Annotated in this window: 10 protein-coding genes; 3 read left to right on the plus strand and 7 right to left on the minus strand. The window is 64.5% G+C overall.

Going from position 1 to position 15531, the window contains the following annotated elements; all coding sequences use genetic code 11:
- Window positions 1–130 precede the first annotated feature (130 nt).
- Together LRX75_RS07280 and LRX75_RS07285 are read right to left on the minus strand one after the other, a co-directional pair.
- Window positions 131–3604 carry an AAA family ATPase gene (locus LRX75_RS07280; RefSeq protein ID WP_231813124.1) on the minus strand — a complete coding sequence of 1158 codons (3474 nt, stop codon included), beginning with the start codon at window positions 3602–3604 and terminating at the stop codon, window positions 131–133.
- On the minus strand, window positions 3604–4878 hold the full coding sequence (locus LRX75_RS07285; protein ID WP_231813126.1) for a metallophosphoesterase family protein: 1275 nt from the start codon (window positions 4876–4878) through the stop codon (window positions 3604–3606). Before LRX75_RS07285 ends, LRX75_RS07280 begins: the two co-directional genes overlap by 1 nt.
- A gap of 237 nt (window positions 4879–5115) precedes the next feature.
- Between LRX75_RS07285 and LRX75_RS07290 the strand changes: the two genes are divergently transcribed.
- A complete protein-coding gene (locus tag LRX75_RS07290) occupies window positions 5116–5595 on the plus strand; it encodes a MarR family winged helix-turn-helix transcriptional regulator (RefSeq protein WP_231813450.1) in 480 nt (159 codons plus the stop codon).
- A 120-nt stretch (window positions 5596–5715) separates the two neighbouring features.
- Here the strand turns inward: LRX75_RS07290 and LRX75_RS07295 are convergent, their stop codons facing one another.
- From LRX75_RS07295 to lon, 3 genes are all read right to left on the minus strand, one after another.
- Window positions 5716–7908 (minus strand): esterase-like activity of phytase family protein, encoded by a 2193-nt coding sequence (locus LRX75_RS07295; protein WP_231813128.1) that lies wholly within the window; start codon window positions 7906–7908, stop codon window positions 5716–5718.
- Between the two features lie 308 nt (window positions 7909–8216).
- Entirely contained in the window at window positions 8217–8492 is a 276-nt protein-coding gene (hupB, locus tag LRX75_RS07300; protein WP_062468444.1) for a DNA-binding protein HupB, read from the minus strand.
- Between the two features lie 276 nt (window positions 8493–8768).
- The gene (lon, locus tag LRX75_RS07305) at window positions 8769–11189 is read right to left on the minus strand and encodes an endopeptidase La (protein ID WP_231813130.1); all 2421 of its coding nucleotides are present in this window, start codon (window positions 11187–11189) and stop codon (window positions 8769–8771) included.
- A gap of 441 nt (window positions 11190–11630) precedes the next feature.
- Here lon and LRX75_RS07310 point away from each other — a divergent pair, with 441 nt between their 5' ends.
- A complete protein-coding gene (locus LRX75_RS07310; RefSeq protein WP_231813132.1) occupies window positions 11631–12449 on the plus strand; it encodes a helix-turn-helix transcriptional regulator in 819 nt (272 codons plus the stop codon).
- Window positions 12450–12548: 99 nt separating this feature from the next.
- A complete protein-coding gene (locus LRX75_RS07315) occupies window positions 12549–13112 on the plus strand; it encodes a YbhB/YbcL family Raf kinase inhibitor-like protein (protein WP_231813134.1) in 564 nt (187 codons plus the stop codon).
- 78 nt (window positions 13113–13190) lie between these two features.
- Here LRX75_RS07315 and clpX read toward each other — a convergent pair whose 3' ends face one another.
- Complete coding sequence (gene clpX, locus LRX75_RS07320) at window positions 13191–14468, minus strand: ATP-dependent Clp protease ATP-binding subunit ClpX (RefSeq protein ID WP_110726354.1); 1278 nt, start codon at window positions 14466–14468, stop codon at window positions 13191–13193.
- A gap of 294 nt (window positions 14469–14762) precedes the next feature.
- Window positions 14763–15395 (minus strand): ATP-dependent Clp protease proteolytic subunit, encoded by a 633-nt coding sequence (locus LRX75_RS07325; protein ID WP_113150385.1) that lies wholly within the window; start codon window positions 15393–15395, stop codon window positions 14763–14765.
- Between the last annotated feature and the right edge of the window lie 136 nt (window positions 15396–15531).

Raw genomic sequence — 15531 nt, forward strand, 5'->3', positions numbered from 1 at the left:
TCGCGGCGCGAAGCGTTTCCAGCGACCGTCATCGTGATGGAAGCCGGCATGGTGCACCCCTATAGGGCCTATTGGCGTCCGCCCGCAAGTCCGCAGCAGGACGGGCGGTGCCGCCGGAGTCTGCACCGCCTCAAAGCCGGTGCAGCACGACATCCGGGCAGGCCTTGCGGGCGATGTCGCAGAGGTGTTCGTGATGGGTCAGGTAAATGACCTGGCCGACCCCCGCCATATCCGCCATCAGGCGGAAGGCATGGAAGGCGCGGGCATCGTCGAAGGTCTCCATGATGTCGTCGGCAATGAAGGGCAAGGCCTCCCGCTGGGCACTGATCTCGTGGAAGCCGGCCATGCGGAGCGCGAGGTAGAGCTGAAAGCGCGTGCCTTTCGACAGGTCCCTGGCAAGCTTGGTCGCGCCGGAGGCCGAGCGGACCAGCAGGAACTCCGCCCCCTTCTCCATCTCGGTCGAAAGGCCTTCATATTCCCCGCCGCTGATGGTGGCGAAGGCGGTGGAAGCCCGCTGCATCATCGCACTGCGATGCCGCTCGCGATACAGGCGCAACGCCATATCGGCCGCCAGCAGGCCGGACCGCAGCCGGAGATAGGCGAGCGCCTGCTCCTCGATATCGGCAAGCACCGTACGCCGGCGTTCCTCGATATAGGCGGCCGCGTCGTCGCCCGCGGCTTTTTCCAGCCCGCGCTCCGCATCGCGCAGTTCGGCATGGCGGTCCTGCACCATCCGGTCGGCCGCGTCGTGGCGCGCGGCCAGCTCGGCGGCCTCGCGGCGCAGGCCTTCCTCGTCCAGCGCGACAAGCACCATCTCGGCCTCCTCCGCCGTGCCGACGCGCAGACGCGCGGCCAGATCGGCCTCGGTTTCCGCAATGCGCTCCCGCAGCCGCGTCCGGGTCTTGGCCGTTTCGAGGTGGGCGGCAACATCGGCAAGGTCCGTGCAGCCGAAGAAGGCGAGCATGTCGCGCTTGCCGGCCTCGTGCCGCTCCCGAGCTTCGGCCAGTGACAGCGCCTCGCGCTCGCGCTCATCGAGCTCCTGCGACAGACGGTGGAACAGGGCCTCCACCTGCTCAGCGCTTGCGACCCGCTGCTGCAGCATGGTGAACACCGCGAGCGGATCGTCGCCGGCCGGCACATCCAGCGCCTTGCAGCAGCCGGAGATGACGCTCGCGAACGCGGTCTGGTCGCGGCCCATGGCCTGAATGCGATGGTCGAAATCGCTGCGGCGCTGAACCAGACGCTCGATCTCGGCCAGCACCGCCAGCGTCGGCATCACTTCGGCCGGGCCCGGCAACGCGTTTTCGGGCGCCAGCCAAAGGCCGGCGAGGCATTCGCCCCAGGCATCCGACCATGCCGCCATCGCCGTCTCCGCCGCATCCGCGTCGACACGCCGCGAGGCGAGCGCCGCTTCCGTCCGCTTCAGGTCTTCCCGCAGCGTGCGCCCCTCGGCGGCCTCGGCCTGCGCCGCCGCGAGCACGCGCTCGCCGAAGGCCAGCGCCGTCTCGAAATCCTGTGGCAGCGCGGTCCCGAACGCCGCGGCCAGCCGGGTCATCGCCCGCTCTTCGTCAGCATCCGCCTGCGCGAGCTTCTGGCGCATGGCGCGCAAGGCGGCACGTGTTTCCAGCGCCGTCAGCCGGCGTTGCAGCCAGTCTTCCAGTCGCGCCAGAGACAGGTCGGCCGGGAGACCGCAGGCTGCCGCCGCCGCCGCAATGGCGGCATCGAGCGTGCTGCGCTCCCCGAGCAGCGCGTTGCGCTGCTGATCGTGCGCCATCTGCCGCGCATCGAGGTCGGCGATCGTCACCGCCAGCGCGCGGCTGCGGGCGATATGCTCGGTCTGGGTCAGCCGCAGGGCGCTTGCCCGGTCGTCCCTGTCGAGCGCGCTTGCGAAATGGTCGGCCGTGTCCGGCGTCAGCGTGTCGCGATGCGCGTGCCAGGCCGCATCGCGCGCGTGGCGCAGCGCGGCAACCCGCTCGTCATCGGCAAACTCCGCCTGCACCAGCAGCGTATCGCGCTCGGCTTGCGCGGTGGCCCGCTGCAGGGCGATCTCCGCACGGCGCTCATCGAGCCGGCGCAGGCGCTCGCTCGAAGTTTCGGTCTTGAACGACCAGTCGGCCAGATCGCCTTCCACCGGCACCGGCGCGAGCGCCAGGCTGTCGGCATCGTGCCGGCCCGGCAGGGCTGCCAGCTGGTCGGCCAGGAGATCCTCCAGCCGCGCCAGCTCCTCGCGCGCCGCCTTCTGCCGCAGCGGAAAATCCTCGCGCCGCAAGGCGCGCAGCAGATCGGACAGCGCCTGCGGGTCGCCCGTCGTCGGCGTCGCGGAGACCTGCGGCACCGTCCTGTCGCCAACCGCCTCGGCCCGTTGCAGCGCCTCGCGGTGGGCGGCCTCGGCCGATGCGCGTTCCCGCCGGGCCGCATCCTGCCGTTCGGTCAGGCGCGCATGCGTTTCGGCAAGCGCCCGCAACTTGCCGATGGTCGCGGCCGGAATGAGCAGCGCCGCCGGGTCTTCGTCTGTCGTTCGGCCGAGTTGCAGCAGCCGCGCGGCCAGATCGGCGGAAACCGCTGCTCGCTCCTGCGTGCGGGACGGCATGTCCTGCGCTGCCGTGCGGTAGCGGGCTTCCAGCCCCGAGCTTTCCAGATGGAGGAGGTCGCCGCGCAGGGCGAGCACGGCCTCGTCGCGCGCAAGCAGGTCGCGCTCCTGCGTGCGGCGGGCGATGTCGGCTGCGACCTGCGTCAGCCGCGTGCCTATCTCGGTCTCCGCCCGCATCAGGTCCGGCAGCATCTGGTGCCAGACGGCGGGCGGGTCCGGCAGGTCGCTGAGCGTGGCCAGCTCGCCGCGCACGGCCCGCAGCCGCAGGAGGAGCGGCAGGCCGTCGAGCTTCGCCTGCACGCCGTCCCATTGAACGCGGAGCCCGGCGCGGGCCGCAAGCGCCGCCGCGTGCCGCTCCGTTGCCAGATCCCGCGTCTTGCGGAGCGCCGTATATTCGCGCTGGCTGACATCGATGGCCGCACGCTCGTCCTTCAGCGCATCCAGCTCGGCTTTCAGTTCCGCCAGCCGGTGCTTGCGCGCCTGCGGGCGATAGAAGGCGTCCGTGCGTCCCTTGAGGTCGGCCATGACGCCGGTCAGGTCCGGCAGGCCGGAGCTTGCGGAAAACAGCAGAGATCCCAGCTCGCCTTCGCTGCGAAGAATGCTCTCCCCGCCCTTCTCGATGCTGTCGTCGTCGAGCGAGAACATCAGCTGATAGGTCGCACGGTCCACCGTGCCGAAGGCGTTGGCGAGCAGCTCTTCCGGCAACGGCTGGTCGTTGGCGTCGATCAGCGTGTTCTGCTGGCGCTTGACGCGGAACAGGGACTGGCTGCGACCGCCCGTCTCCACCGTCGCGCCGATGCGCATGGCCGGGTACGGATGCAGGAAGTTGTAGGTGCTGCGGCCCTCGATGCCGAAGAACAGGTCGAGCACGGCCGAAAACAGCGTGGACTTGCCGGCCTCGTTCGGGCCGTAGATCAGATGCAGGTCGGGCTTGCCCGGTTGCGCGGGGCCGAAATCCAGCAGCTTTCCGGTAAACTTGCCATAGCGGACGAGATCGAGAGCGGAAAGACGCATCAGTGACCGCCCTCGCCGGCTCGCACATGCGCCAGCACCTCGTCGCTGCCGTCGCGCGCGATCTCGGCCAGGAGCGCCTCGACCGTCGCCTCGTCCGTTCCGAAGGTCTCCCGCAGCTCGCGGGGCAGCTGGCCGAGAAGTTCGGCCATGAGGTCGGCCGCCTGCTGGCGGAACCCGTGGGAGGCAAGCACGTCGCCATGGATCAGCGCTGACAGCTCGGCGGCGGGATCGAGACCCGCATCCCCTCCGGCGGCCCTCTCCGGCGCATGACAGTCGATCTCGATCTTCTCCACCCAGCAGCCCGGCACGGCGTTGGCGAGGCCCGTCACCTCGTCCATCAGGAAGGCGGGGTCGCGTTTCAGGCGAAAGGCGAGCGGTGTGGCGCCCGTCAGGTGAAGGCGAAGGATGAGGTGCTCGGCACCGGCTGCCGCCACGCGGCGCGCGAGGTCGTCAGCGATGCGGGCCAGAAGCTCGCGCCATTCCGCGATGCCGGTGAGGTCGATCGTCGCCCGCTCGAAGACGGCGCCGCCGATGCGTCGCTCATCATGGCGGATCGCACCGCCGGCCTCGACCGTCACCAGCGTCACGCTTTTCGCGCCCGCCTCGTTGATATCCCGGCCCTGCGGCATGCCCGGCATGACGATCAGCGGCGTCTCGCTGTGCACGAGGCGATGGTGGACATGGCCGAGCGCCCAGTAGTCGAAACCGTGCGCGGCCAGCTCCGCGACGCTGCAGGGCGCGTAGAGATCGTGTCCCGGCGCCCCGGCTAGGCTCGTATGCAGCATGCCGATGTTGACGCTGTCTGCCTGCGGTCCGGGAAAGGACGGCAGCAGGCTGTCCGGCGCGTGCGGCTGATCGAAGCCGATGCCGTGGATATAGACCGCGCGCCCATCCGGCAGCGTCGCGGCCTTCACCGATTTGGTGCGGTTGGAAAAGACATGCACATTGTCGGGAAAGGTCAGCTCGCGGCGGATGGCGGACTGGTTGTCGTGATTGCCACGAATGACGAAAACGCGCACCCCGGCCGCCTCCAGCCGACGCATCTCGGCCATGAGGAACAGCGCCGTGTTCATCGAGGTTTGCGAGCCGTCATAGAGATCGCCTGCGATCAGAAGCGCATCGACCGCCTCCGCGATGCAGAGATCAACGATGGCCGTCAACGCGGCCCGCGTCGCGCCGCGGACACGCTCGGCCAGCTCGCCATTGCGAAGGGCCAGACTGCGCAGCGGAGAATCGAGGTGAAGATCTGCGGTGTGAACGAAGCGGAAAGCCATGCCCGACCATGGGCCCGGCGATGCGGGAAGGTCAATCGTTTCGGCTTGCGCAGCTGCGTCTTTCCACCGGCCCCTGCGACGCGAGCGTTCGGGGCATCGTCACAGCTCAAGCGGGAGAGCGCGCCTCGTCGTCACCTCTGTGGCGCGTCCGACACCGCCGCCGGGTTTCCGGCGACCGGCCCTGACATCCCTGTGAAGGGATTTGACATGGGCCCTCATAACGTCCATCTCCAATCTATGAAAACGACCTTCGACGTCTCCGACAAGCTGTTCGAGCTGTATCACCGCGTTCACCGGCTCATCAACCAGTCGATGACGGAAGAAGGCGTTTCGCTGGCCCGCAGCAAATTCCTGTTCTTCCTGAACAAGCTCGGTCCCTGCCGCTCGACGGATATCGCCTGCGCGCTGAACTTTGCACCGCGTACCGTGACGGAGGCGATCGACGGGCTGGAACGCGACAAGCTGGTGGTTCGCCAGCCGGATCCGGAGGATCGGCGCGCGAAGATCGTTTCGATCACCGATGTCGGTCGGATCGCGCTCGAGGCGGCCGAACATCCGCGCAAGCAGCTGATCGAGGAAATCTTCTCCGCTCTTGACGACGAGCAGCTCGACCAGCTGTACGAGATTGTCAGCAAGCTCGTCCGCCGCACCGACGAGATTCGCGAGCGGCGCGAACAGGACGAGGCCATCCCGCCGGCGACGGCGGCAGAGGTCTGAGGGCAACCAGCCGAGACCCGATCTCACCCGCCGCGCATCCGAAGACCGTCACCGCAGCGCCGGACCTGCTGAACGCAGGCCCGGCCTCGCAGACCCCGGCATTTCCGAGGCGACCTCTCGCTACATCGCGTCGATCTTGCCGATGCTCCAGAACATGGTTTCACCCGAGCTGTCGTCCACGCCGTCATTGTCGGTGACGACGAAGCCGGTGCCGGTCTCATCGACCGCGAAACCTTCGACCTTGTCGAGAACATAGCCGTTCAGCGTCTTCAGGTCGGGCAGCAGATCGCGGAACTCCTCCTTGGCGACGACCGGCAGCGGGCCGCCGAGCTTGGCAGGCTTCAGCGCAGCCAGCGCCACGCGATAGATCTTCTTCAGCTTCGCCGCCTGGCCGACGAGGTTGTCGCGTTCGATGACATAGGCATAATCACCGTGAATGGTGATCTCGGACAGGCCGACCCAGCCCTCGCCCTTCTTGTCCAACGGATAGCGCACGGCGCCCCATTCCTCGGACTTCGGCTTGTAGGAGACGAGCTTGACGAAGCCCTTCTCGTCGTCCTTCCATTCGCGCTGCACGGCCATCCACAGCGTCGTGTCGTCGCCCTCGCCCGTCACTGTGATGCCCTCGAAGCCGAAGCGGGTCTCGCCCGCCCGCAGGGCTTCCGGCAGGGCGATCTCCTTCTTGATCTGGCCTTTCGCGTTCACCTGATACAGCGCATGCGGCACCAGCTTGTCGGAATTGCCCTCGGAGGCGAGCCAGAAGCCGTCGCCTGTCGCAACGATGCCCTCGATGTCGAGCTTCTGCGCCGGAGCGCCGTCGCGGGTGATCGTCAGGGCGTCTGTGATCTCAGCGGGGCTCCTGGTCGTGTCGATGGTGAAGATGCGCGGCTCGGCACCGTAGACCGAGTCGCTGACCGCGTAGAGCTTGCCGGGCTCGCCCGGGACAGCCGACAGACCCGACAGGGCACCGAAACCGATCGGCACGCCGTCCTTCTCCACGGAGCGGATCTGCGGATAGGCCGGCTTGCCCTCCTTGCGCTCGTAGATCATGACATGCGAGCGCGCGGCGCCGTCCTCGACGAGATCGGCCTCGTTGGCGGTCACCAGCAGGTTGCGGCCGGGAATGGCGACACCGCCTTCCGGCGAGATGCCCGAGGGCAGAAGCTGCAGCAGTTCGGGCGCGGCACCGGTATCCTTGTAAACGCCGACGAGCGAGGCGCGCTCGGCCAGCACGAAGAACAGCCGATCCTCGCCGAATGTCGCGGCCTCAAGGCCCTCCGGCTCGATACCCTTGGCGGCGGAGCGCTTTTCGGGATAGTGCCCGATGGCCGCGGCCGCATGCTCGAAGCTCGCACCGGCCTCGTAGAGCACCTTGCCGCTGGTGTCGAAGATGGTGAAGCTGCGCGAGCCGCCCTTCCAGTCGCCCTCGTTCGCCACCACCAGCCTGTCGTCATCGAGCCACTTCACGGCGTCCGGCTCCCGGGCCACGCCGTTGAGCGATCCGGTGAAGGAAAGCTTGCCGTCGCGCTTGGTGTCGATCGTGTCGAGATCCACCGTGCCGGCCGAGAAATGCGAGACGATCGCGCCCGAGCGACCGTCGAGAATGACGATATGGTTGTTTTCCTGCAGCGTCAGCGCGATCTGGTCGCGGCCGTTGAAGGACACGAACTCCGGCTCGGGATCGTCGCCGCCGACAGCGGCAAGACCGGTGAGCGACACGTGGCGGATCGTGGCGCAATCCGGCGTGCCGTCGTTCAGCTTCACGATGACGAGGTCGCCGGCCGGCATCTGCGGCAGCGCGCCGTCGTTGACCTTCTCGTCGCGCTCGTTCTCGATGGCGACGGCGGCGAGCGTCCGATCCTTGTTGACCGCGACCGAGTCGGGCTGGCCGCCAAGTTCGCAGCTCGACGTCACCTTACGGCCGGCAATATCGACGGCGGCGAGCATGCCCGACGGGTTGGCGCGGTCGGGGCTCGTGTTGACGGCGACCAGCGCCCTGGTGCCGGCAACCGTCACCGAGGTCGGCTCGCCATCGAAGGCGACGATGCCGCCGGCCTTGGGCGCCGCGGCATCCGTGATGTCGATGAAGCCGATGGCCTTCAGCGGACTGTCGGAATAGATCAGCGTCTTGCCGTCATCCGTCGCGGTCACGATTTCCGCCGAGGTCACGGTCTTGCGGTCGGTTGCAGCCGGCAGATTGTCCGCGACGGCGAAGGACGAGATGCGGTTGAAGACGGGCTCGGCGCAGGCCATCCCGGCAACCGAGGTCGCAAGCAGGGCCGCGAGTGCGGCGGTGACGGATACGGTTTTCATGAGACATCCCCTCGGCGTTCAGACGGCGGTTCGCGCCGCGTGCCGCTTGCATCGTCGCGCCCGGCACAATCCCGGGATTTGTGAAGCGCCCGCATGACAGAGGAATGACAGGGACGAAAAAGGCCCGGGAAAACCCGGGCCTGAAGGTGAGGAGCGCGGCATGGGCCGTCTCCTCCTGCGCAGCAGCGCTTTATGATGATCGAGCAGCCAGTCGGCATCCGCTTGGGGGGATGCGCGGCGCTCGGCCGTGAACCTTGCAAAAAAGCAGGATCCCGGGGCGGAAGCGCACCGCTCCGCCCGGATCTGCCTTAGGAGTTCACGGCGTCCTTGAGGCCCTTGCCGGCCGCAAACTTCGGAACGTTGCGTGCAGGGATATCGACTTCCGCACCGGTGGAGGGGTTGCGGCCCTTGGAGGCTTCGCGGCGGCTCACGGTGAAGTTGCCGAAGCCGACGAGGCGAACGTCGCCGCCGTTCTTCAGTTCACCCTGGATCACGTCGAACAGTGCTTCGACAGAAGCAGCTGCCTCTTTGTTCGTGATGCCGGCCTTTTCGGCAACAGCCGATACGAGCTCATTCTTGTTCATGTTTCCACCCTTTCAACTTGGTCCGAAACGACTTGTTTTCGGGCGGCCGCGCCATCGTCGCAGCGGTCGCCTTGGCAACCCAATCGCGCCGAATGCCCGGAAATGCAAGGCTTTGCGGCGCATTTTACGAAAAAAGACCGGCGCAGAGGCCGGTCTTCCACTGTTTAAGCGATGAATAACGGTGCAAGGGCACCTTCATCCCGCCGGAGAATCAGTCACGCCGCCCGTCCGGGCGTGTCCGGAAAAGCCGCATTGCGGCCTCCCCGGGATGCGTCGTCAGTGGGCGAAACCGGTCGTGGTTTCGTCCGTATCGGCCGCGACCTTGACCGGCGCGACATGCTTTGCCGGATCCCATTCGATGGCTTCCGGCATGCGGACCAGAGCGTGCTTCAGAACGTCACCGATCATCGACACCGGGATGATCTCCATGTTGTTCTTCACATTGTCCGGAATCTCCGCCAGATCCTTGGCGTTTTCTTCCGGAATGAGCACCTTCTTGATCCCGCCGCGCAGCGCCGCGAGCAGCTTTTCCTTCAGGCCGCCGATGGGCAGAACCCGGCCGCGCAGGGTGATTTCACCCGTCATGGCCACGTTCTTGTCGACCGGAATGCCCGTCATGATCGACACGATGGCGGTTGCCATCGCGACGCCGGCCGAGGGACCGTCCTTCGGGGTCGCCCCTTCGGGAACGTGGACGTGGATGTCGCTCGTGTCGAAACGCGGCGGCTCGATGCCGAAATCGATGGCGCGCGAGCGGACATAGGAGGCCGCCGCCGAGATCGATTCCTTCATCACGTCCTTCAGGTTGCCCGTCACCGTCATGCGGCCCTTGCCAGGCATCATCACGCCTTCGATCGTCAGCAGTTCGCCGCCGACCTCGGTCCAGGCCAGACCCGTAACCACGCCCACCTGATCGGTGCGCTCGGCCTCGCCATGGCGGAAGCGCGGAACGCCCAGATAGTCATGAATGTTCTCGGCCGTCACCTGGATGCTGGTGGCCTTGCCCTTGAGGATTTCGGTCACCGCCTTGCGGGCGAGCTTCATCAGCTCGCGCTCGAAGGAGCGCACGCCCGCCTCGCGGGTGTAGGTCTGGATCACCGCCATCAACGCGCCATCCGTCACCGAGAATTCGGCGGGCTTCAGGGCGTGGTCGGCGATGGCCTTCGGCAGGAGGTGCCGCTTGGCGATCTCCAGCTTTTCCTCTTCCGTGTAGCCGGCGATGCGGATCACTTCCATGCGGTCCATCAGGGGCGCGGGAATGTTCAGCGTGTTCGCCGTGGTGATGAACATCACGTTCGAAAGGTCGTACTCGACCTCCAGATAGTGGTCCATGAACGTTGCGTTCTGTTCCGGATCGAGCACCTCGAGCAGGGCCGACGACGGATCGCCACGGAAATCCTGGCCCATCTTGTCGATTTCATCGAGCAGGAAGAGCGGGTTGGACTTCTTCGCCTTCTTCATCGACTGGATGACCTTGCCGGGCATCGAGCCGATATAGGTGCGGCGGTGACCGCGGATCTCGGCCTCGTCGCGCACGCCGCCGAGCGCCATGCGGATATATTCGCGGCCGGTGGCCTTGGCGATCGAGCGGGCGAGCGAGGTCTTGCCGACGCCCGGAGGACCGACGAGGCACAGGATCGGACCCTTGATCTTCTGCGAACGCGCCTGCACGGCGAGATATTCGACGATGCGTTCCTTGACCTTGTCGAGGCCAAAGTGATCGAGCTCAAGCACCTTTTCGGCGGCATTGAGGTCGGTCTTGACCTTCGACTTCTTGTTCCACGGAATGCCCGTCAGCCAGTCCAGATAGTTGCGCACGACGGTGGCTTCCGCCGACATCGGGCTCATCTGGCGCAGCTTCTTCATCTCGGCGTCGGCTTTTTCCCGCGCTTCCTTGGAGAGCTTGGCCTTGTTGATCTTGTCTTCCAGTTCGGCCATCTCGTCGCGGCCTTCCTCGCCGTCGCCGAGCTCCTTCTGGATCGCCTTCATCTGCTCGTTCAGGTAATATTCGCGCTGGGTCTTCTCCATCTGGCGCTTGACGCGCGAGCGAATCCGCTTCTCAACCTGAAGAACAGAGATCTCGCCTTCCATGAAGCCGAGCGCCTTTTCCAGACGCCCCTTCACGCTCGTCGTCTCCAGCATTTCCTGCTTTTCGACGATCTTGATGGAGAGATGCGAGGCGACCGTATCGGCCAGCTTCGAGTAATCCTCGATCTGGCTGGCGGCACCGACGACCTCGGGCGAAATCTTCTTGTTGAGCTTCACATAGCTCTCGAACTCGGAGACGACGGAGCGCGACAGCGCCTCGATCTCGACAGGATCCTCGGCGGGCTCCGCCAGCGGATGCGCCATCGCCTCGTAGAATTCCTCGCGGCGGGTGTAGCCGTCGATTTCGGCGCGCGAGCGGCCTTCGACCAGCACCTTAACGGTGCCGTCGGGCAGCTTCAGCAGCTGCAGCACGTTGGCGATGGTGCCGATCTGGTAGATCGCGGAGGGCTCCGGATCGTCGTCGCCGGCGTTGATCTGGGTCGCAAGCATGATCTGCTTGTCGGTGCCCATGACCTCTTCCAGGGCACGGATCGACTTTTCGCGACCCACGAAGAGGGGCACGATCATATGGGGGAACACCACGATGTCACGCAGGGGAAGGACTGGGAAGGTCCCGCTCTCGGCTGCCGGAGACGTTTTGTTCGTCATGTCATTTCCTTTCCGTCCCGTTTCCGGGAGCGTTACCCGAAGCACGTCAAGGGTGCTTCCGGTCATCACTTTCTTCACTGTCAGAAGTGGAGGTTACGAGACCCGTTTTCAACCCTCCGACCGCCTGACCCGACGGCCATCGAAGCGTATCGCACAGTAGAGGCTACGTGACTGTCGCGGGCCTTGCCACGCAACCGCAAGCCTCATGATTCGAACCACCGCCCCAAGACACGAAACCGTCATATCATCGCGCTGCCCGGGTGATTTAGCAATGCTGTAATCATTGGCCGAAACGAAGGAACGGAAGAACGTACTGAATTACGAGAAGCGACGAAAGTCCCGCTGCCTTGCACCTCACGACCCAATCTGCGACCATATAGTGCCGCGACCTGATGGTCGGAAGCTTTTTCACGTTCATCAACGTCTTGATCCGGAGCGTGCGTGAACCTTCATTCCCGTCCCGTTGGAGAGTTCTTCGAGACAAGCAACGTTACCTTGCTGTCGATCAGCCAGGCAACGGCGGCAACCTTTTCAGACCTCTTCATCGGGCTCGCTTTCCTGTGCTTCATCGGCGTCGGCTCCAAGCGTGTTGCGTGTCCCGTCAACGGCGAGATCATCGGCTGTGAGGGAGACCTACTCGTCTTCCCGCCCGGCTCCATCGTGACGCTGGAGAATCGACCGGTGCTGAACGCGACCTACCGTGCCGAAGGTGTCTATTTCACCCAAGACCTTCTCAACTCGGTCTTTCCCGAGCAAAACCCTCGGTCGGCTCCACCCGGCATACAGATCATCCGGGCCGAACCGCAGCAGCCGGGCGTCATTCTCGACATCATACGGGACACACTGTTGGCGACGGACCTGCCGCCGGCCATCCGGCGTCACCGCCTCCTCGAACCTCTCATCTGGCTGCGGCATCTCGGCGTGCGCCTGCCAGCACAAGCGGATCATCAGCCTATGATCCGCTTGCGCCGTCTGCTGGAGACCGATCTGAGCCATCCGTGGCGGGCGTCCGAAGTTGCGGACCATTTCGCCATGAGCGAGGCGACTCTTCGCCGCTGGCTCGGACGATCGGAACAGGGATTTTCGAAGATCCTGCAGAACACGCGACTGGAGAAGGGCCTTTCGCTGCTGCAGACGACCGGACTTCCTGTCTCGCAAATCGCGCTCGAATGCGGTTTCAAAACGCAGTCCCACTTCTCCGACTCCTTCCGGAAGCGCTTCGGCATCCAGCCCCGCGCGATCCGCATCGCAGACGAATGAGCGTTTTTCGACAAACTTTGAAGGTTGGACGAAAGCAGCAGCCGGTGCGGAAGGATAGTCTGAAGGTGTGTTGAATCATCTTCAGAAAGGGACATAAGCATGTCTTCCGCATTTATAAACGTCCGGTCGATCCTCATCGGCCTTACTCTCCTCGGGAGTTCCGCCGCGCAGGCTGAGGCGCAGGAGTTTCGAGTGACGAGCACATCCATGAGCGAGGGCGGCCGGCTCTCTTCCGCTCAAATCTTCAAGGGGTTTGGCTGCGACGGGGGCAACACGTCTCCGCAATTGTCTTGGTCGGGTGCGCCGGCCGGCACCAAGAGCTTCGCCGTCACGGCCTATGACCCCGACGCGCCGACGGGATCGGGCTGGTGGCACTGGAATATCGTGAACATTCCGGTAGGAGAGACTAGGCTGGCCGCCAGCGCAAGTGGTACGGAGGCCCTTCCCAAAGGTGCCGTCGAATTGAAGAACGACTATGGTAGTGTCGGATTCGGAGGTGCCTGCCCGCCTTCCGGCGTCGTGCATCGCTACATCTTCTCAGTACACGCCCTCAATGTCGAGGCACTGGATCTACCGAAGGATGCCAGCAACGCCCTTGCCGGCTTCATGATCGGCAGCACGACGATCGCCACCGCCCGCCTTACCGCCGTCTATAACAGGTAGGCACCAACAGGCGGACCACACCACGAACGAAAAAGGGCCCGCATCGCTGCGAGCCCTTCCTTCATTCTCCAAATCACATCAGGCCGAAACGTTGGCCTTCTCGTCCGTGCGCTCCGAGTAGATGTAGAGCGGGCGGGCGGAGCCCTTGACGACTTCGTCGGAGATGACGACTTCGCGGACGCCTTCCAGCGTCGGCAGTTCGAACATCGTGTCGAGCAGGATCTTCTCCATGATCGAGCGAAGGCCGCGGGCGCCGGTCTTGCGGATGATGGCGCGCTTGGCGATTTCGCGCAGCGCGTCCTCGTGGAACGTCAGTTCCACGTCTTCCATCTCGAACAGGCGCTGATACTGCTTGATCAGGGCGTTCTTCGGCTCCGACAGGATCTGGATCAGCGCATATTCGTCGAGGTCCTCGAGCGTCGCCAGAACGGGCAGACGGCCGATGAATTCGGGAATGAGGCCGAACTTGACCAGATCTTCCGGCTCCAGCTCACGCAGGACTTCGCCGACACGGCGGTCTTCGGGAGACTTGACCGAGGCACCGAAGCCGATCGACGTCTTTTCGCCGCGGGCGGAGATGATCTTGTCGAGGCCGGCAAAGGCGCCGCCGCAGATGAACAGGATGTTGGTCGTGTCCACCTGCAGGAATTCCTGCTGGGGATGCTTGCGTCCACCCTGCGGCGGAACGGAAGCGACCGTGCCTTCCATGATCTTCAGAAGCGCCTGCTGCACGCCCTCGCCCGAAACGTCCCGGGTGATCGAGGGATTGTCGGACTTGCGCGAGATCTTGTCGACTTCGTCGATATAGACGATGCCGCGCTGGGCGCGTTCGACGTTGTAGTCGGCCGACTGAAGCAGCTTCAGGATGATGTTCTCGACGTCCTCGCCGACATAGCCGGCTTCGGTGAGTGTCGTCGCATCCGCCATGGTGAAGGGCACGTCGATGATGCGGGCCAGCGTCTGGGCGAGATAGGTCTTGCCGCAGCCGGTCGGGCCGACGAGCATGATGTTCGACTTGGCCAGCTCGATGTCGCTACCCTTGGCCGAATGCGCCAGGCGCTTGTAATGGTTGTGGACGGCGACAGACAGGATGCGCTTGGCCTGCTGCTGGCCGATCACGTATTCGTCGAGAACCTTGATGATTTCCTGCGGCGTGGGAACGCCATCGCGGGACTTCACCATCGAGGTCTTGTTCTCCTCGCGGATGATATCCATGCACAGTTCGACGCATTCATCGCAGATGAAGACGGTCGGTCCGGCAATCAGCTTCCGGACTTCGTGCTGGCTCTTGCCGCAGAAGGAACAATAGAGGGTATTCTTGGAGTCACCGCCGCTGCTGCCGCTGACTTTGCTCATTTCACTTTCCTTCCAGCACGCCGCGCGTCCCCTGCGGGACGCAACGAACCACTCAAACCGCTCCGCAGACTGGCGCGCCGTTCGGCGTCAATGTGCTTTGCTTCCGGGAGTACGAACCGGACGCGCTTTCGCGCGCGCCGGCGGCAACTTATCTCCCATCGAAAACCGGATGCTAGATTGCCAGAACTCAACATAGCATTAACGGTTGATAGTAACGGCTTTGGTCCAGGGATAAAGACCCTTGGAAGTTACAATTGTGTCACAAATGCATCATTCGCGACACAAAAGCCATGCTCAACTTTCGATGGCCGATTCCATGGCTTCGCGCGAGGTGATGACCTTGTCGATCACGCCCCAGGCGAGCGCCTCGTCAGAGGTCATAAAGTGGTCACGATCAAGCGTCTGTTCAACCTCTTCATAGGTCCGTCCGCAATGCTTGACGTAAACCTCGTTCAGGCGACGCTTCATTTTCAGGATGTCGCGGGCATGACGCTCGATGTCCGATGCCTGGCCCTGGAACCCGCCGGAGGGCTGGTGCACCATGATGCGGGCGTTCGGCGTGGAGAAGCGCATGTCCTTGTGGCCGGCGGCCAGAAGCAGCGAGCCCATGGAGGCGGCCTGGCCGACGCAGAGCGTCGAGACGGCCGGCTTGATGAACTGCATCGTATCGTAGATGGCCATGCCGGCCGTGACGACGCCGCCCGGCGAATTGATGTAGATTGCGATTTCCTTTTTCGGGTTTTCAGCCTCGAGGAAGAGGAGCTGGGCGCAGACCAGCGTCGCCATATGATCTTCCACAGGGCCGGTGAGGAAGATGATGCGCTCCTTCAGGAGGCGCGAGAAGATGTCGTAGGAGCGTTCGCCACGGTTGGTCTGCTCGACGACCATCGGCACGAGCGCCATAGCGGTATCAACGGGATTTGTCATGTCAGCCCTTCGTCTCAGGAATGCGCGAGCACTTCGCGTATCGGAATCATTCGAATATCTCTGCCCCTTTACATAGAGTGTCAGAGGTAGGCACTTCAAGTCGGCTGCCATCTATAACGTTAACGAGGACCGCTTG

Source organism: Rhizobium quercicola, from assembly GCF_021168455.1.
Lineage (GTDB): Bacteria > Pseudomonadota > Alphaproteobacteria > Rhizobiales > Rhizobiaceae > Ferranicluibacter > Ferranicluibacter quercicola.

Excerpts from the sequence above, each read along its gene's own strand:
- LRX75_RS07280 (WP_231813124.1), bottom strand. The coding sequence starts at position 3,604 with ATGCGTCTTTCCGCTCTCGATCTCGTCCGCTATGGCAAGTTTACCGGA.
- LRX75_RS07285 (WP_231813126.1), bottom strand. The coding sequence starts at position 4,878 with ATGGCTTTCCGCTTCGTTCACACCGCAGATCTTCACCTCGATTCTCCG.
- LRX75_RS07290 (WP_231813450.1), top strand. The coding sequence starts at position 5,116 with ATGAAAACGACCTTCGACGTCTCCGACAAGCTGTTCGAGCTGTATCAC.
- LRX75_RS07295 (WP_231813128.1), bottom strand. The coding sequence starts at position 7,908 with ATGAAAACCGTATCCGTCACCGCCGCACTCGCGGCCCTGCTTGCGACC.
- hupB (WP_062468444.1), bottom strand. The coding sequence starts at position 8,492 with ATGAACAAGAATGAGCTCGTATCGGCTGTTGCCGAAAAGGCCGGCATC.
- lon (WP_231813130.1), bottom strand. The coding sequence starts at position 11,189 with ATGACGAACAAAACGTCTCCGGCAGCCGAGAGCGGGACCTTCCCAGTC.
- LRX75_RS07315 (WP_231813134.1), top strand. The coding sequence starts at position 12,549 with ATGTCTTCCGCATTTATAAACGTCCGGTCGATCCTCATCGGCCTTACT.
- clpX (WP_110726354.1), bottom strand. The coding sequence starts at position 14,468 with ATGAGCAAAGTCAGCGGCAGCAGCGGCGGTGACTCCAAGAATACCCTC.
- LRX75_RS07325 (WP_113150385.1), bottom strand. The coding sequence starts at position 15,395 with ATGACAAATCCCGTTGATACCGCTATGGCGCTCGTGCCGATGGTCGTC.